This is a genomic window from Ruegeria sp. BF10, assembly GCF_056538725.1.
In genome coordinates, this window is sequence record NZ_JBQFTR010000002.1 from 687760 (window position 1) to 702404 (window position 14645).

Sequence of the window (14645 nt, forward strand, 5' to 3'; positions counted from 1 at the left end):
GGTGGCCATTTCAAATGGGTTTTCGGCTGAGCTACACGTCGCCTTGCATGATACGGGCATAGATATCGGGATCCGTCACACCTTCGGAGCCGATCGTCAAAACACGAGACTGCGCCGTCAAACCAAGCTTCTGGAAAAGCTCGGGGTTGTTGGCCGCTTCGATCAATGCGGCCAATCCGGCAACGCCGCTCTCTCCGGCTTCGATCGCCGGATCACTGCCTTGCGGACACGCAAGGCGACGGACGGTTGGCGGTATCAGCTGATCGTCGATTGCCAGAAAGTCCGAGGCTTCGCTGCGCAAAACCTCCCACGCCATCGGAGACGGCACTCCGCAGGACAAACCCGCCATGATGGTCTCTTCGTCAATTTCTACAGACGCGGCTTGCCCCTGCCTTGCGCTTTCGAACAAACACGCCGCCAGATGCGGTTCCACGACCACGACGCGCGGCGCGGCATCACCCCAGGCCTGACGCAAAGCTGCCGCAACCGCCGCGGCAAGCCCTCCAACTCCACCTTGCAGAAAGACATGCGTTGGTGCCGCGTCCATTGCATTCACGACTTCTTTGATCATGACGCCATAGCCCGACATCACGTCGCGCGGCGGGTCGGTGTAGCCTGGCCAGGATGTGTCCGAAACCACGAACCAGCCGTTCTCGTCGGCTTCCTGCCGACATTGATCCACCGAGGCGTCATAGTCTCCATCGATGCTCACGACGTCGGCCCCCAGATCGCGCATGGCCTGCGCGCGGCCTTCACTGACCTCGGCGTGAATGTAGATCCGGCAAGGCGCGCCGAACCGCTTGCACCCCCACGCGAGGGACCGACCGTGGTTGCCATCGGTCGCTGAAACAAGCGTGATACTGGCAACCATGTCGGCGCAGCGGCCAGTACGGATATCTTCCAATGACACATCCTGACCGGTGCGGCGCGATACTTCACGTTGCAGAACGCGCAAGGCGGCAAAGGCCCCCCCCAAGGCCTTGAAACTGCCAAGCCCAAACCGGGGTCCTTCATCCTTGTAGTGGACCTCCGCGACGCCGATCTCGGCTGCCAACGAGGGCAAGGAATGCAGAGGCGTGGGCGCATACCCCTCCCATTGGGTGATTTCCCTTGCTGCGCGATCGAAATCCCGTCGTGTCAAAACGGTTTCGGCAGCGGGGCCAAAACCCGGCCGTCCTGCCTGATGAGCGATGTTTTCCGTCATGGTCGTGTGTCCTGTCAGGGTTTCAGCGGCAGGCGCTGCCGCACCAGCTCTGCCCAGAATTCTGCACCCAGCGGGAGCAGTTCGTCGTTGAAATCGTAATCAGCCGAGTGCAGCGGTCGGCCATTTGATCCTTCGGTCCCGTTGCCGATAAGCAGGAAACACCCGGGCACAACGGCAGCAAATTCGGCAAAATCTTCAGAAAAAGACATGGCAGGGCGGTCTCCGTCCACCTCTAGACCCATGGCCGAAGCTGCTGAAACGACATGCGATGCAGCATCGGCATCATTGTTTGCCTCGATGAATTCGGTGCGGAAATCGACGCTCACCTCGACGCCATGGCTTTCGGCCACACCGGCTGCGATCTGGCGCATATTGCGCTCGATCAACCTGCGGTCTTCCGGTGACATGGCCCGCGCGTCACCTTTCAGAACAGTGCGCCCCGGAAGCACATTGCGCTGTCCGTCGGTGATGAACTCGGTCACTGACACCACGGCGCCGGAAGAAGGTGCAAGCTTGCGTGAAACGATGGTTTGCAGGGCCAATACCAGTTCCGCGGCAGGCGTGATCGTTTCGCGCCCGACATGGGGCATCGAGGCATGACCGCCCTGACCGGTAATCGTGATCTCGAACAGACTTTCACTGCAACAGATGACACCGGCGCGGGTGGAAACCCGCCCGACAGGCTCGCCCGGAAGATTGTGCGCGCCGTAAACCTCTTCAATCGGGAAGGTCTGCAAAACCCCTTCATCGATCATCGCCCTTGCCCCAAGCCCATGCTCTTCATTGGGCTGGAACAGGAAGACAACCGTGCCGTCAAACGCCGGATCCTTGGCCAGCAATTCGGCGGCCCCAAGCAGCATCACCGTGTGGCCATCATGGCCACAGGCATGCATGACACCATCGTTCTGCGACGTGTGCGCAAACGTGTTGACCTCGGCAATCGGCAACGCGTCGAAATCCGCGCGCAGCCCGATGGCGCGATTGCCGTTGCCTGCCTTCAAGACGCCCACGACACCGACCCCTTCAAACACCTCGATGCCCAAGGCTCGCAGATGCCCGGCAATCCGGGCCTTGGTCCAGACTTCCTGAAACCCAAGCTCGGGGTTGCGATGAAACTCATGGCGCAACGCACGCAGGCGTTCTGTCAATGCTGTCACGGCAAAACTTCCCCTTCGACGTGTTGCTTCACAGGTGTGAAACAAGTTTATTGCAAGTGACCTGAAAAAAGGGCTCTAGTTGGTGGCTACCCATGCAAGTTTCTTTCACATGACGCAATTGGATGACTTTGACCGCGCGATCCTGCGGATTCTGCAACAAGACAACAGAACCACGCAGCACAAGATTGGCGAGGCGGTAAACCTGTCCGCACCCTCTGTACAGCGCCGTATCCGCCGGATGGAGGCAGAAGGCGTGATCCGCGCCAATGTCGCCATTGTTGATCCGGCAGCCGTCGGTCTTCAGCTTACCATCTTCGTCGAACTTGAACTGGTCAGCGAAACCCCTGACGAGATTGATGCCGTCAAGAAAACCCTGCTGAATGCTCCGGAAGTCCAGCAATGCTTTTACGTGACCGGAGAGGTGGATTTCATGGTTGTCGTAGTCGTCGAAAGCATGGCGGTCTACGAAGATTTCACCCGCCGGATGTTCTTTGAAAACGGAAATATCCGAAAGTTCAAAACCTTCGTTTCAATGGATACCATCAAATCCGGCAGCGCTTTGGGTTTCTGACCGGAACATGGTGCAGTGCCGAACCCGACGAGACGAGTTCGTCCTATGCCTCGACCATTTGGTTTGATCGACGGAACCGCAAAGGCAAGTCCCGTCAAGGGTTTCAACGAAAGTGTTCCACCGTGTTTTCACCTACATTCCATTGCGCGGAATGACATGCGCGTTCTCTTCTTCAAAGATCAGCTCCTCCCCCGACCATGCCTTCAGGCGCGAGATCAAATGAAACTCGGTGGCCGTTGCCCGTTGTTCGGAATAGGTCCAGATCCGGGCTGACCAGTCCTCACGGTCGAAACCGGCGGTCTGCTCCATCGTGGCGACAGCCGAAAGCGGGTCGCCCGGAAGGATTGTATACCTTCGATCTGACACGTCGCTGAGCACCGTCCCAATATCGTCCAGGCGGAAATCACCCACCGGCCCGAAGACGCCCCCGTCAAGAAAAGACCTGTGAGTTACCTCGCCATTCGTCAGGTCCGTGTGGACCGAGCGTTCCATCGAGCCCGAGCGCACCTTGGTCTTTCTGGGCCGGGAACCGGACGCTGCCGGTTCGGGCAGCGGGCGGGGTTCCGTAGTGTCAACGCCTGGGTTTCGGATGGGCAAGTGCAACTGAGACTGACCCGGACGGATCGTAAGTGTCACAGGTTCGGGGGCGGGCCAAAGTACGGGCCAATAAGCCGAAGCGATCTGCAAGACGATGCGATGACCTGACAGAACCCGATATCCTGTTCCATACATCGGGACGGTTACAGCCATCTCCTCTCCGGGTGTGATCGGTGTGGGTTCTGTATCGCTGATCCGGTGGTTGAGGTTGCAGAATCCCCGTGCAATCAACGTCTGCGCACCGTTCGGGGCTTCGTCCACCAGCAATGCAACGACAAAGCCCTGAGCCTGATCTGCGGACACTTTCAGATCGACGGACGGTTGCCCCAGGATATCAAGCGCGTCTGCAAGTGGCGCCGCTTTGAACTGCAACGCGCCGGCGGCGTCGATCCGGCAGTCTGCCGCCATGTCTCCGGGTATGGCGAAAGAGCACATATCACCTGCGGCCGCCCCGAAGCTTTGCGGCGAGCAAATCGCAAGCTCTGCTGCGGAAACGGGGTCTGCCTCAAGCGTCAGCTGATTCAGCCAAAGGGACGTGTTGGTGATATTCGGTGACGGCCAGCTCGGCTCTTCAACCCAGCGCCCCGTGCGTTCGATATGCGTCCCGGTCGGCGCTGCGCTGTCTTGAAGGAAAAAACGCAAAGGCGGTTCGTCCATCAACCCTGTGTCTTTTCCTTTCAACCAGTGATCCCAGAACCGGATGACCTCTGCGACGAAATCAGCCTTGGGGCCGGGCACCCCTTCGTGCGGGTACAGATGCGCCCATGGCCCCATCAGGATCTTGACCGGCCCGCTGAGGTGTTCGGCGATGCGGAATGGTGTATCGCGGTACAGATCCATCCAACCGCCGAAAAAGTAGACCGGCACATCCACGTCGGCATAGTTTTCGCAGATCGAACCGCGCCGCCACATCTCGTCATGGGTCTGGTGTTCCAGCCACATGGCCGGCCAGAACGCCGCGCCTTCCAACCGCTCGCGCCACATGTCAAGCCAGCGGTCCGCGCCGACAATCTGTGGGTCCGGTGGCATGGCGTTGTACAACTGCATGATCGAGCCCCACCAGAAATTGTCGTTGGCCAGACACCCGCCGTAAAAGTGGATGTCCTCGCGCCACCGGTCGTCTGTGCCCATCACCGGTGCTATCGCCTTCAACGCCGGAGGGCGTGTCGCCGCCACCTGAAACGCGTTGTATGCCCCCCAGCTTTTGCCGAACATTCCGACATTTCCATCGCACCAGTCCTGATCGGCGATCCACTGGATGAGGTCGTGACCGTCCTGAATCTCCTGATGCGAATACTCATCTTCTGCGACACCATCACTGTCGCCATAGCCCCGGATATCAACGCGGATCGACGCGTAACCGGCGGCGGCAAACTGCGGGTGCATGCTTTCATCCCGCATGCGTGTCCTGTCCCGGCGGCGATAGGGTATGTATTCCAGGATACAGGGCACAGGGGCGTTTTTCGCGCCTTCCGGCAGCCACAGGCGCGCCGCAAGTTTCGTGCCGTCAGGCAGCGGTATCCAAACAGTCTCGATGACCTCGATATTGCTCATGTCCGGTCCTTTTTGTTCGCGCCTAGGGGTTTCATGCCGTACAGGCAATCGGTGGTACGTGTTCAAAGCGTATTCTTCGATGGCGTCACCACCGAAGGCCAAGGCGCAGCGCATCATAGACTGCCGCGTGTATGTTGCGCGAGGAAACGGCGTCTCCGATCCGATACAGATCAAAGCCCGCCTTCGGGTTCACCTGCGGAAACACGTCGCCCGAACTGGCGACAAGAGCGTCGTGATCCACAGCGCCAAGATTTCGCGAAAGCGGTTTGAGTTCGAAATAGAGATCGTCCAGAGGCAAGGTGCCCTGATTGACGATCACCTGATCATACATGCGCTTTTCAACAAGATCCGAGTAATCCGTTCCAATCGCCGCTTCCAGTTGATTGCCTGAGCGTACCAGCGATTTCAGCGTCCGGGTTACGGTGAACAGCGCCCCCGTTTTTTGCAGCGCCCGCATATATGGCACCAGATTCATGCCCATGATCTCGGGCGCAAAGCTGCGGTCGCGGGTCATGATCTCAACCCGCGCACCTGACCCGGCGATGATCTCGGCCGCCATCAGGGCCGGGTGGTCGCCCGCATCATCGTAGATCAGCACGTTTTCGCCCGGGTGCGCGTCTGCGGACAGGATGTCCCACGCCGAAACCGCCAGATCGTTGCCGGTTTCCAAGATTGTCGTCTCGGGCAAGCCTCCGGTCGCGATCACGACCATATCCGGGGCAAGGGTTGTTACGTCATCCGCGTCTGCAAAGGTGTTGAATTGGAACCTGACATCGCGTGCAGCGCATTGCGCCATGCGCCAGTCGATGATCCCGATCATCTCGGCCCGGCGTCGGGACTGCGCGGCCAGACGCACCTGACCGCCGGGTTCAGAGGCCGCTTCCAGAACGGTAACGTCATGCCCGCGCTCTGCCGCAACCCGTGCCGCTTCAAGCCCTCCGGGCCCTGCGCCCACGATGACCGCCCGGCGGCGGGACTTGGCCGCGGTGATCACATGCGGCATCGACAATTCGCGCCCGGTGGCAGGGTTGTGAATGCACAGGGCTTCACCGGCCTGATAAATCCGGTCCAGGCAGTAGGTTGCGCCGACGCAGGGGCGGATGTCATCTTCCCGACCGGCCCGGATTTTGGACACGATCATCGGGTCGGCCATATGTGCGCGGGTCATGCCGACCATATCCAGCAACCCGGACGCCACGGCATGTCGTGCGGTGGCCACATCGGGAATGCGCGATGCATGAAAGGTCGGCATCCCGATTTCGGCTCGTACGCGCCCGGCAAAATCCAGATGCGGTGCGCTTTTCATGCCCTGCACTGGGATCACATCCGTCATGGCCGGATCCGTATGAATACGGCCGCGAATGACGTTCAGGAAATCGACCTGACCGCTGTCGCGCAGCCTTCGGGCGATTTCCAGCCCGTCTTCTTCGGTGATGCCGCCTTTTTCAACCTCATCTGCCGTGTAGCGGACGCCAACGATGAAATCCGTCCCGACACGGTCGCGGATCGCATCCAGAACCATGAAACCGAACCGCAACCGATTGTCGAGACTGCCGCCATAGGGCGCGTCCATCGTATTGGTCAGCGGTGACCAGAACTGATCGATCAGGTGGCCATAGGCTTGCAATTCGATTCCGTCGAGACCTGCGGCCTTCATACGCTCGGCTGCATCGGCATAATCGCTCACGATCCGTTCGATATCATGGTCTTCCATCTTCTTCGCAAATGCCCGATGGGCCGGTTCACGATAATGCGACGAAGAGACCGACGGCAGCCAATCGCCCTTGTTCCAACCCGTGCGTCGCCCCAGATGGGTCAATTGGATCATCACTGCGCAACCATGAGCATGGCAGGCGTCGGTCAATTCAGCCATCCAGCGCACGACCTCGTCCTTGTAGGCAAGGACGTTGTTGAACACCGGCGGGCTGTCGCGGCTGACGGTGGCGGAACCAGCCGTCATGGTCATGGCAACACCAGCTTTCGCACGTATCTCATGATAGGCGCGATACCGCTCTTTCGGCATGCCGTCTTCGGGGTAGGCGGGTTCATGACTGGTCGTCATGATCCTGTTCTTCAGTGTCAGATGTTTCAGCTGATAGGGTTGCAGCAGCACATCGCGGCTCATGACCAGCCGTCCTTTGTGGGAACCATTGACGTCAGTCGACCAACGTCGCTGTCCTGCATCGGACATGCAAAAGGCAGTGTTTCGGCAGTGTCGGGTGGCATATGGCGCTCCGATATTGGGGTGAGCCGAGGAGCTCTTTGCCGATTGAAAGCAGACTGGGAAATCTCCGTCAAACGCCTTGTGAGCCGAGGCCGCGATGTTTCACCGAATACGTTGGCCGAGAAGCGCAAGACAGGAAGGAAAAGCCATCAGTGAAAACGACCTGTTCGCATGGCGCGGGCAACTGGTTGTCACATCACCGCGCACCGGACATAAGCGTGCTGTCGGGCTGAAAAATCCCGCGCGGCAGGTTGGCAATTATTCGATTGTTGAGGGTCCGGGCTGGCGGTCGGCGTCGTTTCACTCTATCGCCCAACCGGAACGTACCCATCGTGACAGGAGACAGCAGTCGTGACCATCACCCGCATCGAAACCGGCCAGCGCATGAGCCGCATCGTCAAACACAACGGAACCGCCTATCTGTGCGGTCAGGTTTCAGATGCCGCGACCGTTGCGGATCAAACCCGTGACATCCTTGCCAAGATCGAGGGCCTTCTGGCCAAGGCCGGCAGCGACAAGACGCGTATCCTGCAATGCGTGATCTGGTTGTCGGACATGGCCGACTTTGCCGAAATGAACGCGGTCTGGGATGCCTGGGTGCCAGAGGGCCACGCCCCGGCCCGTGCCTGTGGCGAGGCGAAACTGGCCCGTGATGTTCTGAAGGTCGAAATGATCGTTACCGCAGCCTGCGGTTGATCCGGCCGCGCGTCGTGCGCTGAATTCGGGCGCGGGTGGGTTCGGGCTTGGGAATCAAGACGCCCTGAGCACGTTCCTACTGTACCTGAGAATGCACCTTTACCAGAGTTTCCAGAAACAGCTTGGCCACGCGTGTTGGCGCAGGTTGTTTTCTGGCCACGGCCGCGAAACGGGTTCTGTACTTGATTTCTTTGGGCAGGACCTTTTTCATGAGCCCCTGTTCGACAAATTCCTGCGCCAGATGATCGGGAAGAAACCCAAGGTAGCGACCTGAAAGTATCAGGATAACCAGTGCCTGTTCGTTCTGCACTTTGGCTGCACGCCGAAACCCAAGTTGTTGACCAACGATGAGGTTCGGAGAGTTCACGTTCAAACCGGCGTAGTTGAACTTGCGAAGATCGCTCAATTGCAACTCCGGATCTGGGCGATCAAACAGCGGGTGTTCCTGCCCGCAGTACAAGAACATGTTTTCCCCGTAGAGCGGCGTGTAGTCCAAGCTTGCCGATGGTCTGTGCAAAGCGATGATGCCGACATCCAGATGCCCGGTGATGACCATGGTTTCGATCACGTTGGGCGGTTCCAGCGACAGCTCGATGTGAACCGCCGGTGCGGCCTCATTGAACTTGTGAATCGTGCGGGCAAGTCGGGCTTCGGGGTTGGTGGTGCACTGATCGAACAGAGCCACGCGAATACTGCCGGCCAGTTGCTGTTTGACTTCGTTGACCTCGGTTCTGAACTGCGCAACGGAAATAAGCAGGTCTTCTGCCGCCGCCAGCACCTTCTCGCCGTCTTCCGTCAGTGAAAACCCAGACGGCCCCCGGTTGCACAGCTTCAGGCCAAGCCTCAGTTCCAGGTCAGACAAGTGTTTCGAGATCGTTGATTTACCGATGTTCAGCTCGATCTCGGCGGCCGTGATACCGCCACTTTCCGCGACGGTTTTGAACACGCGCAGCAGGCGGATGTCGGTGTCCCCGATCCGGGTATCAAGTTTGTTCTGTCTCATATCGTAAGTTTGAGATTAATGAAACCTTTCACGCAAATATTAACAACGACGAAACCATTTTGGCAAGCTAGCTATACGTCGCCGAGGTAGAATCGGACTGGCCTATTTCTCCCCAGGTCAGCGCGCACCTCGAAACACGACAAATGGGAGGAAATCCATGTCATTTCTCAAAAAGCTTGGCACTTTCAGCGCAGCCGTTTCCGTTGCCGCACTGATGGTCGCCGGCACGGCCGAGGCGAAGAACTTCAAGATCGCTGTCGGCGACAGCGCGGGCAGCGCTCAAGAGGCGCTGGGGCTCGCTTTCGTGAAAGCACTCGAAGAAAAATCGGGTGGTAAGCACACCGCGACACTGTTCCTGAACGGTCAGCTCGGGTCCGAGCAGGACACCGTGAACGAGGCCGCCATCGGAACGCTCGACATGTCGCTGCTGGCGATCAACAACATCACACCCTTCTCGCCTTCGGTCGGCGTTTTCACCTTGCCTTATGTCATTCTCAGCCTGGAAGATGCTGAAAAGCTGACCCAGGGGCCAATCGGTCAGGAACTGGTCGAAAACACCATCCGTGATGCCGGCGTCCGTATCATCGGCTGGACGTATACCGGTTTCCGCCGTCTGACCAACTCGAAGAAGCCGGTCAAATCGGTTGCGGACCTGCAGGATCTGATCATCCGCGTTCCCAAGAACGAAATCATGATCGAAACCTACAAGGCATGGGGCATCAACCCGACCCCAATGGCCTGGTCCGAAACCTTCACCGGCCTACAGACCAAAGTGGTCGACGGTCAGGACAACCCTTACCTGACCATCAATGCGATGAAGTTCTACGAGGTTCAGGACCACGTCACCAACCTGCGTTACATCTTCTCGATCGAACCGCTGATCATCTCGGAAGCCATCTTCCAGGACCTGTCCGAAGAGGAACAGCAGATGATCCTGGAAGCAGGGCAGGAAGCCACGCAGGTTTCGGCACAGTTCCTGCGTGATTCAGAGGCTGCCATCAAAGAAGAGCTGACCGCCAAGGGAATGGCAATCATCGACCCCGAGAACGACGAAGCCGAGTTCATTCAACTGGCAACCGAAGCCGTATGGCCGCAGTTCTACGAGTCCATTGGTGGTGTCGAGAAGCTGAATGCAGTTCTCGAAGCCATCGGCCGCGAGCCGGTCCAGCAATAATCGCCCCAGAGCGATAGCGGGAGGAGCGCTGCGGCGCTCTTCTCAATTCAGGGAGGAGTGAAACCACATGTTCTGGAAATTTCTGGACAACATAGAAAGTATCATCTGCCGGATCCTCTTATCCGGCTTCGTCTGCCTTTTGTTCGTGCAGATCATCGCGCGCGAAGTCTTCGGCTTTTCGATCAGCTGGATCGAAGAACTTTCGGTCTACATGTTCGTGTGGTTCGTCTATTTCGGCGCAAGTTACGCCGCTCTGAAAGGCGCGCATAACCGGGTGACGTTCCAGTTCAAGTTCCTGCCTGAGGGGGCGATCAAGTACATCGAAGCTTTTGCCGATCTCTTCTGGCTCTTCTTCAATGTCTACTTCCTGTATCTGGCGACAGATTTTGTCTTCAACAAGATGAACAAATTCTGGAAGTCCCAGACCCTGGGTATCGAGATGAAATACATCTACATGGTGCTGCCCATCGCCTTTGCGCTGATGACCGTCCGCATCATTCAGGTGAACTACCGCCGCCTTATCAAGGGCGAAGATATTCACGATCCCGATCAGATCGACCTCGACGAAATCAAAGCTGCGACTGAAGCAGCAAAGAAATCCTAAGGGCAGGGGGATAAACCATGGAATCCGAAATCGTCACAATCCTGTTTGGGTCTTTCCTGTTTCTGCTGCTCATTGGCGCACCGATCACGGTGGCGCTGGGTGTGGCTTCGCTGGTCTCATTCCTTTATCTGGACGAGAACCCGATCAAGTTCGTGCAGATTGCCTTCACCTCAGTCGGTTCGTTCCCGCTGATGGCTCTGCCCGCGTTTATTCTTGCCGGCGCTTTGATGGAAGCCGCCGGAATTTCGAAACGCCTGATCAATGTTGCCGAAAGCCTGGCCGGTCCCTTCACCGGCGGTATTTCGGCTGCAACGGTCATGGCCTGTCTGTTCTTCGGCGCTATTTCGGGCTCGGGCCCGGCAACAACCGCGGCCGTTGGGATGCTGATGATCCCTGCGATGATCGACCGCGGCTATGAGCGCGGCTATGCCTCGGCGATCACTGCGTCCTCTGGCGGCCTTGGGATTATCATTCCTCCCTCTATCCCGATGGTGATCTTCGGCATTGCCGCGCTCGGTATGGCGCCGCCGCCGGAAGCCGTAGAAAAATTCGGTACATTCCAGTCGGTTTCGATCTCGAAACTGTTCATCGCCGGATTCGTCCCTGCCTTCCTGATCGCCACCAGCCTGCTGATCCTGAACTTCTTCATGTCGAAAAAGCGCGGCTACAAGGGCGTTTCCGAAGGTTGGTCGATCCGTCACGTGGGCTGCGAAATGTATCGTGGGTTCTGGTCGCTGATGGCGCCGCTGGTGATCCTGGGCGGTATCTACACCGGCTTCTTCACCCCGACCGAGGCGGCAATCGTGGCAATCTTCTACACCCTGTTCGTGGGCGTGGTCATCTATCGTGAACTGACATGGCAGTCGCTGTTCCAGTCGCTCGAGGCCACCACCTGGCTGACTGGGCGGGTGCTGCTGATCCTGTTCACCGCGACGGTGTTTGGCCGCCTGCTGGTGGAAAACCAGATCCCGGCGATCATCGCGGATTCGATGCTCAGCTTTACCGACAACCTGTATGTGATCTGGGCGCTGATCATCTTCTTCCTGCTGTTCGTCGGCATGTTCATGGAGACGCTGGCCACCATCCTGATCCTGGTTCCGGTGATGCTGCCGGTGGCCTACTCGGTGGGTATCGACCCGATTCACTTTGGTGTGGTGATGGTCTGTACGCTGGGCATCGGTTTCCAGACGCCGCCGCTGGGCGAAAACCTGTTCATCGCGTCGGGTATCTCGAACATCACCATCGAACAGATCTCGTTGCGCGCTCTGCCTTTTGCCGCAGCCAACACGGTGGCGATCTTCATCATCGCCTTCTTCCCTGAACTGTCGCTGTGGTTGCCGCGGCTGTTTGGCTACTGACCTGAAAGGATGACGACATGAAACAACTGGTCACCAACATCCTCTTTGCCACTGATCTGTCCGAAAACTCGGGTCACGCCATGCGCCATGCCGCCAGCATCGCGCAGGCCACGGGGGCTGAAATTCACGTGCTGCATGTGAATGAACCGCTGTCGGACGATGCCAAGATCACGATGGAGATCTTCATCCTGAATGAAGAGACCCGCAAAACCGCCGCTGCGCGCCGTCACGAGATGGTGCGCAAGGTTCTGGCCGAGCGGCAAGCCAAGTTCTGGGCTCAGTTCGATGGTGACGATGAGAGAATTCGCGAACAGGTCACTTCGGTCGAAGTCACCGATGGCCACCCGGCCGAAGTGATCCTGCGCCGCTCGGTCGAACTGGGCTGCGATCTGATCGTGCTGGGCGCGCATGATCACGGCTTTTCGCACACGTTTCTGGGCACCGTCGCAAAGCGTGTTCTGCGACGCTCCAAGATCCCGACACTGATCGTCCCGAACCCGGACGAAACGTAACAACCCCACTGACAAGGACGTACAAAATGAGCAAAACCCTGACCGCGCAGGACCTGGCGGACACGTTTGACGCGTTCAACCGCCACGACATCGACGCCGTGATGACCCATTTCGCCGACGACTGCGTGTTCTACACCGTGGCCGGCGACGAGAAATACGGCAACAAGATTGAAGGGTCCGAAGCCATCGCCGCCGCGTTTTCAAGCGTTTGGGCAGGCATGAAAGACGCCCATTGGGATCACCACGGCCACTTTGTCCATGGCGATCGTGCGGTTTCGGAATGGACCTTTTCGGGAACCGATGCAAACGGCATGCGGATCGAAGCCGAAGGTGCGGATCTGTTTACCCTGCGTGACGGGAAAATCGTCGTAAAACAGGCGCTTCGCAAAACGCGCCCCATGTTCAAGGCCTGATCCGCCGCACCGCGCGCAGCTTCGGAGAAAACAAGAATGGTGGACAACAGCATCCCGCGTCATTGGCCCAAGGCCAGCTATGACCCGAAATATGACCCCATCATCGATGCGGGTCCCGGTCACAATCGCGACCACGCGCCCACATACTGGATCGGAACGGCCGGAACACCTCCGGCCGATGATGGCCCCGTGTCCAGCGATATGGATGCGGATGTGGTGGTGATCGGGTCGGGTTATACCGGCCTGTCCACCGCCATTCACCTTGCCAAGGAACACGGTATCCAGGCGGTTGTTCTTGAAGCGAATACTGTGGCCTGGGGATGTTCGACCCGCAATGGTGGGCAGGCCCAGATCTCATCCGGGCGGCTGAAACGGTCGCAATGGATTCAGCGCTGGGGCACGGACGTGGCCAAAGGCATGCATGCCGAAGTCACTGAAGCTTTCGAGTTGTTCAACGATCTCATCGCGTCGGATGACATCGACTGTGATCCGCAGCCGGGCGGCCATTACTATATCGCGCACCGCGAAAAAGTCATGCCGTCGCTCAAGAAAGAGAGCAAATTGTTGAACGATGTGTTCCGCTATGGTTCGCGTATTCTGTCCCGAGACGAGCTGCATGAAAAACACGTGCGGGACATGGAAGCCGCAGGCGCGATGTGGGAGCCGGACGGAACCTGCATCCACGCCGGCAAGCTGGCCTTCGGTTATGTCAAGATGGCGCGCAGGCTGGGTGTGAAAATCCATACGGGCAGCCCGGTCATGGGGTGGCAAACCAAAGGCGGAATACATCACTTGCGGACGCCGGGTGGTATTGTGCGCGCGAAATCGGTGGCCTTGGCAACGGCGGGCTATACCCCGCCGGGTCTCAACAACCGCACCAGGCACCGCCTGATGCCAATCCTGTCTAACTCGATGGTGACACGGCCTCTGACCCGGGCCGAGCTGGATGAATGCGGCATCCAGACCAAATCCCCCCTGACGGACACACGAACGCTGCGCCATTATTACCGCCTTTTGCCGGACAATCGGATGCAGATCGGCAGCCGCAGCGCGGTGACAGGGCGTGATGCCGAGAACGGCAAACACCTGGACTTGCTGAAGAAGGGACTTGCCCGCAAGTTCCCGGCGCTGGCGGATATCAACCTCGACTATTCCTGGTGGGGCTGGGTTGATGTCAGCCACGATATGATGCCGCGCATTTTCCGGCCGGATCCTGAGCAAAGCGTGTTCTATGCCATGGGCTACGGCGGCAATGGCGTCATGTACTCGGCCCAGGCCGGGCGACGCATGGCGCAGTTGGTTGCAGGCAAGAAGGACAAGGCATTCGACCTGCCGATCTTCACCTCCCCATTGCCGAGCCACGGCATCCTGACGCCTTTCCGCCGAATGGGGCAGCGCATGGCGTATGTCGGCTATTACCTCAAAGACGAAATACTGTAACTCACAGGGGCTTTGCCGCCCTGAAAAGACAAGGAAGCACCCACATGAAGATGACGACGGAAGAGGCGTTTGTTAAGGTTTTGCAGATGCACGGGATCGAGCATGCGTTCGGGATCATTGGATCTGCGATGATGCCGA

Annotated in this window: 13 protein-coding genes; 8 read left to right on the top strand and 5 right to left on the bottom strand. The window is 58.4% G+C overall.

All coding sequences use genetic code 11. The features are described from left to right. Positions 1–31: 31 nt before the first annotated feature. Positions 32–1204, bottom strand: a complete 1173-nt coding sequence (locus ACR0DJ_RS12845) for a diaminopropionate ammonia-lyase (RefSeq protein WP_480685224.1) — start codon at positions 1202–1204, stop codon at positions 32–34. Between the two features lie 14 nt (positions 1205–1218). Beyond that, positions 1219–2361: an amidohydrolase gene (locus ACR0DJ_RS12850; protein WP_480685225.1), complete on the bottom strand. Its 1143-nt coding sequence runs from the start codon at positions 2359–2361 to the stop codon at positions 1219–1221. A gap of 109 nt (positions 2362–2470) precedes the next feature. Between ACR0DJ_RS12850 and ACR0DJ_RS12855 the strand changes: the two genes are divergently transcribed. Further along, the gene (locus tag ACR0DJ_RS12855; RefSeq protein WP_170347190.1) at positions 2471–2932 is read left to right on the top strand and encodes an Lrp/AsnC family transcriptional regulator; all 462 of its coding nucleotides are present in this window, start codon (positions 2471–2473) and stop codon (positions 2930–2932) included. A gap of 132 nt (positions 2933–3064) precedes the next feature. Here the strand turns inward: ACR0DJ_RS12855 and ACR0DJ_RS12860 are convergent, their stop codons facing one another. Together ACR0DJ_RS12860 and ACR0DJ_RS12865 are read right to left on the bottom strand one after the other, a co-directional pair. Then, the gene (locus ACR0DJ_RS12860) at positions 3065–5083 is read right to left on the bottom strand and encodes a CocE/NonD family hydrolase (protein ID WP_425079057.1); all 2019 of its coding nucleotides are present in this window, start codon (positions 5081–5083) and stop codon (positions 3065–3067) included. Between the two features lie 85 nt (positions 5084–5168). Next, the gene (locus tag ACR0DJ_RS12865) at positions 5169–7208 is read right to left on the bottom strand and encodes an NADH:flavin oxidoreductase (protein WP_170347173.1); all 2040 of its coding nucleotides are present in this window, start codon (positions 7206–7208) and stop codon (positions 5169–5171) included. A 450-nt stretch (positions 7209–7658) separates the two neighbouring features. Between ACR0DJ_RS12865 and ACR0DJ_RS12870 the strand changes: the two genes are divergently transcribed. Further along, positions 7659–8003 (top strand): RidA family protein, encoded by a 345-nt coding sequence (locus ACR0DJ_RS12870; RefSeq protein ID WP_480685226.1) that lies wholly within the window; start codon positions 7659–7661, stop codon positions 8001–8003. A gap of 76 nt (positions 8004–8079) precedes the next feature. On the opposite strand, the gene ACR0DJ_RS12875 is transcribed toward ACR0DJ_RS12870, so the two are convergent. Continuing rightward, entirely contained in the window at positions 8080–9006 is a 927-nt protein-coding gene (locus tag ACR0DJ_RS12875) for a LysR family transcriptional regulator (RefSeq protein ID WP_170347175.1), read from the bottom strand. Between the two features lie 157 nt (positions 9007–9163). On the opposite strand from ACR0DJ_RS12875, the gene ACR0DJ_RS12880 reads away from it, so the two are divergent. The 6 genes from ACR0DJ_RS12880 (at position 9164) to ACR0DJ_RS12905 (ending at position 14507) form a co-directional block, all read left to right on the top strand. Beyond that, the gene (locus tag ACR0DJ_RS12880; RefSeq protein ID WP_170347176.1) at positions 9164–10180 is read left to right on the top strand and encodes a TRAP transporter substrate-binding protein; all 1017 of its coding nucleotides are present in this window, start codon (positions 9164–9166) and stop codon (positions 10178–10180) included. 67 nt (positions 10181–10247) lie between these two features. After that, complete coding sequence (locus ACR0DJ_RS12885; protein WP_170347177.1) at positions 10248–10784, top strand: TRAP transporter small permease; 537 nt, start codon at positions 10248–10250, stop codon at positions 10782–10784. Between the two features lie 17 nt (positions 10785–10801). Next, the gene (locus tag ACR0DJ_RS12890; RefSeq protein ID WP_170347178.1) at positions 10802–12142 is read left to right on the top strand and encodes a TRAP transporter large permease; all 1341 of its coding nucleotides are present in this window, start codon (positions 10802–10804) and stop codon (positions 12140–12142) included. Between the two features lie 17 nt (positions 12143–12159). After that, positions 12160–12654 carry a universal stress protein gene (locus ACR0DJ_RS12895; RefSeq protein WP_170347179.1) on the top strand — a complete coding sequence of 165 codons (495 nt, stop codon included), beginning with the start codon at positions 12160–12162 and terminating at the stop codon, positions 12652–12654. A gap of 26 nt (positions 12655–12680) precedes the next feature. Next, a complete protein-coding gene (locus ACR0DJ_RS12900; RefSeq protein WP_480685229.1) occupies positions 12681–13067 on the top strand; it encodes a nuclear transport factor 2 family protein in 387 nt (128 codons plus the stop codon). 36 nt (positions 13068–13103) lie between these two features. Then, a complete protein-coding gene (locus ACR0DJ_RS12905; RefSeq protein WP_480685231.1) occupies positions 13104–14507 on the top strand; it encodes an NAD(P)/FAD-dependent oxidoreductase in 1404 nt (467 codons plus the stop codon). Positions 14508–14645: the final 138 nt, after the last annotated feature.